Origin of the sequence: Streptomyces sp. CNQ085 (assembly GCF_022614595.1) — a bacterium.
In the GTDB taxonomy this organism is placed as follows: domain Bacteria; phylum Actinomycetota; class Actinomycetes; order Streptomycetales; family Streptomycetaceae; genus Streptomyces.
The window spans coordinates 66,863-71,099 of record NZ_JAJFAU010000003.1; the positions used below are offsets into that span (position 1 = coordinate 66,863).

The following is a 4,237-nucleotide window of genomic DNA, read 5'->3' on the forward strand; positions in this document are numbered from 1 at the left end:
GAGCCCGGCGGCCGTGTGTGCACGGCCGCCGGGCCTGCCCCTCCGCTGCGGACGCCGCCCGCCGCCGGACCTCAGGTCCTCGGCCATCCGAGGCGGCCGCTGGCCACAGATGGGGCGGGCCCCCTTCACGGCCCCGTCACTCCGGAACGGTGACGGACGGGGCGGACAGGCCGGCGGCGGCCATCTCCTCCTCGGTGAGGGGAGGCCCGTCGAGTTTCGGGCGGCGGGGCCCGCGGAGCGCGGCCAGGGCCAGGCGGGGGTCGCCCAGGACGGAGACCGGGTGTTCGAGGGAGGTGACGTCGGTGACACGGCGGGCTGCCCAGCCGTTGCCGGTCGCGGTGTGGAGCAGCCGGTTGACATAGGCGGCCGAGACCTTGTCCCGGAGGGCGGGGCCGTGCTCGGTCGCACCCGGATAGAGCACGTCCTGACCGACGGCAAGGATCCACGCGGCATCCACCGGTCCGGCCACGGCCCGCTGGACGTGCCGTGCCAGATCCGGGGTCCCCCATCCGCGGCGCCCGACCGCGTTCCGCAGGGCGACGGCGCTCTGGGCCGCAGTGGACATTCCGTGCCCGTAGCTGGGGTTGTAGGCCGCCAGGGCGTCCCCGAGGACGGCGAACCCCTCGGGCCAGCGGCGCATCCGCTCGTAGTAGCGGCGGTAGTTGGCGGTACTGCGGGTGCGCGTGACCCCGGTCAGGGGCTCGGCGTCCGCGATGAGCCGGCCGACGATCGGGTGCCGGGGCGCCTCCAGGGCGAAGTCCATGAAAGCACCGCCGTCCCCGGCCGGTTCGCCTCCGCGGGTCCCGGAGAGGGTCGCCAGCCAGCGCCCGTCCTCGACCATGATGAGCAAGGCGCCCTGGCCGGGAGCCCGCCGGGGATCGGCCTGGACGATGACGGTGGGGAAACATCCCCGGGCGCGCACGGCGGCGGGGGCCCGGAAGACGCGGCTGGCGTAGACCAGGCCGGGGTCGATCCTCCGTTCGGCCGGAGCGGGCAGCCCCAGGTCCCGCAGCCAGGAGGACGCGCGCGAGGCACGGCCTGTGGCGTCGACGACCAGGTCCGCGGCGAGCCTGTCCTCGCTGCCGTCCGCCCGGCGGACGCGGACGCCGGTGACCGCGTCCGCGTCGCCGAGGAGGCCGTCGGCCGTGGTCCTGTCCAGGAGGGCGACACGATCATGGCCGAGGACCTGCCGGCGGACGGTCCAGTCGAGCAGGTCACGGCTGCACAGAAGCGTGTGGTGGGACTCCTCCCAGCGGCGGAACCACCCCCGCGGGCTGAGGACGACCATGTCGGTGGGCACCGGCACGTAGTGCGCCCCGCATCCCCTGAGCAGACCGGAGGTGCCGGGCAGCAGTTCCTCGACCGCCCTGGCACCGCCGGACCACAGCACATGGGTGTGCTGCGCCTGGGGCAGCCCCCTGCGGGGGCTGGGCCCCTCGGGAAGGGTGTCGCGCTCCACGACGGTGACGGCCGCGAAGTCGGCCAGGGCACGGGCCGCGAGCATGCCGGCCAGGCTGCCGCCGAGGACTATCGCGGACCTCGCGGGCCGGGTGGATCTCATGGGGTGGGGGTGTCGTTCCATGCGGCGGGTGTGTTCTCCGACCTGACGGCCGTACTGCGGTGGACCGTCTCGACGATGCTGGGGCGGCGCAGCGCCCTGGAGACGGCTTCGACGTCGCGGAGCAGACTGTCGGGACTCCTCCACCCGGCGCCCCCGCCCGGATCCTCCGCGCGGGCGGTGATGGCGGCGGTGACAGCCACGGCACCGGCGACGCCCTCGGCCTCCCGGGGCGTGAACCGTCGGCCGAGTGCCTCCCCGAGCACGGGGTCCGGGGCGAGGACCGCGCGGCGGGCCCGGTGGTGCAGCCCGTGGTCCAGATACGGGGCCAGGATGTAGAGACTGTCCCGTATCTCCTTTTCCCGGATCGTCAGGGACGTGTGGATGTCCGGCTTGCCGACGAGTGTGGACGGCCCGGCCGGGACGTGTTCCTTCAGCAGCCGGCACAGAGGCAGGAGTCTGCGGTGGCGGAGTACGGCACGCCAGAACTCGCAGGTCGCCTGGCCCGCGTGGGGGACAAGGAAGCCCGCGCCGACCAGGATGGAGCCGATGGCACCGGCCAGCGGGGCGGCCCGGGTGCTGAACCAGTCCAGATCGTGGCCGCTCCACCGGCCGACGACCGCGGTGAGCTTGAAGCCGTTGAAGGCGAGGGTGGCGATGTAACCGGTGCCCATGAGCAGCACTCCGGTACGGAGCCAGGCGTCGACGCGGCGCACCCGGCGCTCCCACGACCACAGCAGCACGAAGTTCACGGTGTTGGCGACGGTGTGGGCCACGATGTAGAGCGTGATCATCTCCCGCAGGTACGGCTCGTCGGCGTAGTACGTGTCGAAGTCGCGCAAGCGCTCGACGGCGGGATCACCGAGGGCGAAGAGCACCCACAGCGCGACGATGACCAGCGAGTACACGATGATGACCCACCGCATCACACGGCTGGCCGCCGGTGTGATCCCGTCCCGCCACGCGGTGAGCATCAGCAGGCAGCAGGCGCTGAACGCGGTGAGCAGGCTGTAGACCCAGGGCGCCGCGATGTTGGTCACGCCCGTGGTCCGGTTGATCAGGGCGATGCTCTGGGGAGCCGCGGAGGCCAGGACGAGAAAGGCCATGACCAGCAGGAGGCTCGCCACGTGGAGTAGTGACTCGTGCCGGGCACGGATGGTGGAGCGCATCTTCAGGAACAGCGGCAGCAGCGCCACGACCGCCGCGAGGTAGTAGATGTGGGGGATGACGTCTTCGGAAGCGTCCATGACTGGCCGGCCGCCTCACCGGGGACTGAGCGTGGTCCGCAGCCGGGTCACGACCGCGTCGGTACGCGCGGGGCGGGGGACGGCCAGTGGATCGTCCACGAGCCACCTGCGGAAATCCCTGTACAGGCGCACACCGAACGCCTCGGCCTCCCCTTCCTCCTGCGCGTCGCAGTGACTGCGTGCCGCGGCGCACAGCACCGCGCCGTCACCGGGGAGGTCCGCGGGGGACAGCAGGCGGGCGGCGGCGGTGCCGCCTTCCACCCGGCTCGGATAGCTGCTGTGACCCTGGTGCAGGTGCCACAGCTCGTGGCCCACGATGATCGGTTTCTGGGGGGCGTCCACCCGGCGTTCGAGGAGAATCACGTCCCGCTCCTCCAGGGACAGCATCAGGCCGGTGATACCGCCCGCCTCACACGGCAGTTCCTCGACCCTCAGCTCGAGGGGGCGGCCCCGCAACGCGCTCATCTCCCGGCACAGTGCCCGGCACAGCGACTCGGCGTCCGTCGGCACCACAAGAGCGGGGTCACGGCTGAGACCGTCCATGAGCCGGCGGGCGAGTTCGTCCATGGCCTTCCGGGTGCTCCTGCCGATGGCCCTGCGTCCCCTGCACTCCCTTGTCATCGCCCGGTCTCCGAGTCCGTGACGAAGTCGACGACGAACCTGGCGATGGCCTCCCGCTGGGTACGGGTGAGAGTACGCCCGCCGTCGCGGGCGGCGATCGCCCTGGTGCCGTGCTCCCCGACGAGTGCGGCCAGGGGATCGAGCACCCCTCCGGCCGGCTCGGACTCCAGCCGGCCCACGACCGGCCGGAGTTCACGGACCAGCGCGTCACAGGGGGAGTCGGTGAAGAATGTCAGCGGGACCCCGAAGTAGTCGGCCAGCGCGGCGAGGTGCGGCACATTGGGGCACTTTCCGCCCTGGAGGAGGCTGCGGGCCCAGGCGCCGGTCACCCCCAGGCGGGCCGCCACCTCGCCGACGATGTCGGCCGACCTCCTGCCGCTCTCCCTCAGACATCGCTCGTACAGGAAGTTCACCCGTCGGGGGGCGGTCTCCCCCACCTCGCGCTCCCGGACCCTCCCGCCCCTCAGCAGGGTGCGGATCTCCCTCGTGCCGAGGCCGGTGGCTGCCGACAGCTCACCGGGGTCCAGAACGTCGTCGCGGGTGGACCCTCTGCTCTCCGACAGAGCGTCCAGACGCTCCAGGACCTCGTTCAAGGCGTTGTGAGATGCCTCGGTCACCATGTCCTCCGAACGGTCGTGACCCGATGGTACGCCGAGGCTACGGCCCGTGTCGCGGCCGGGGTCACCACCCGGAACGATCGTTGCCGAAAGGGGAACTTCCGTTGCCGTCCGGTCCCGGGCGCCCCATCTGCCGCAGTTCGCGGAAGAGGGTGAGGCCGAGCAGCCGGGCCAGGTGCCGTGCGGCCGGGTGG

The 4,237-nt window shown here is 72.4% G+C and carries 4 protein-coding genes; all 4 read right to left on the reverse strand.

Annotation, left to right across the window (positions count from 1 at the left end; genetic code table 11):
• Positions 1–136 precede the first annotated feature (136 nt).
• Genes LJ221_RS01535 through LJ221_RS01550 form a run of 4 tightly spaced genes read right to left on the reverse strand, consistent with a single transcriptional unit; the run spans position 137 to position 4,043 of the window.
• Positions 137–1,561 (reverse strand): NAD(P)/FAD-dependent oxidoreductase, encoded by a 1,425-nt coding sequence (locus LJ221_RS01535; protein ID WP_241713010.1) that lies wholly within the window; start codon positions 1,559–1,561, stop codon positions 137–139.
• Positions 1,558–2,805, reverse strand: a complete 1,248-nt coding sequence (locus tag LJ221_RS01540) for a hypothetical protein (RefSeq protein WP_241713012.1) — start codon at positions 2,803–2,805, stop codon at positions 1,558–1,560. Before LJ221_RS01540 ends, LJ221_RS01535 begins: the two co-directional genes overlap by 4 nt.
• Before the next feature lie 15 nt (positions 2,806–2,820).
• Positions 2,821–3,372, reverse strand: a complete 552-nt coding sequence (locus tag LJ221_RS01545) for a toxin-antitoxin system, toxin component (protein ID WP_241713014.1) — start codon at positions 3,370–3,372, stop codon at positions 2,821–2,823.
• Between the two features lie 50 nt (positions 3,373–3,422).
• Positions 3,423–4,043 carry a helix-turn-helix transcriptional regulator gene (locus LJ221_RS01550; RefSeq protein WP_241713016.1) on the reverse strand — a complete coding sequence of 207 codons (621 nt, stop codon included), beginning with the start codon at positions 4,041–4,043 and terminating at the stop codon, positions 3,423–3,425.
• Between the last annotated feature and the right edge of the window lie 194 nt (positions 4,044–4,237).